The organism is Shewanella electrica (assembly GCF_022321485.1).
GTDB lineage: Bacteria > Pseudomonadota > Gammaproteobacteria > Enterobacterales > Shewanellaceae > Shewanella > Shewanella electrica.
In genome coordinates, this window is the sequence record NZ_JAKOGG010000284.1 from 1 (window position 1) to 271 (window position 271).

Below are 271 nucleotides of genomic sequence, written 5' to 3' on the forward strand. Positions count from 1 at the left end.
CCATTGCTGCAACTGCCCGCATACGTGCTCAATCACCCAATTTCCGAGAGGGATGATCAGGCCGGTCTCTTCCGCGAGAGGAATGAACTCCGCGGGAGAGATAAAACCATGCAAGGGATGGTTCCAGCGGATGAGCGCCTCCAAACCGATAGGCTTCCCGCTTGCATCCACCTGCGGCTGGTAATGCATGACGAATTCTTCCCGCTCAATGGCTTTTCTCAGTTCGCCTTCCAGCACAATTTTTTTCATGCCGGATTGTTCGAGGTCCGTT

Annotated in this window: 1 protein-coding gene; it reads right to left on the reverse strand. The window is 53.9% G+C overall.

Going from position 1 to position 271, the window contains the following annotated elements; genetic code table 11:
• Positions 1–271: EAL domain-containing protein (locus L9G74_RS20660; RefSeq protein ID WP_238898635.1), on the reverse strand; the 271-nt coding region annotated here is incomplete at both ends.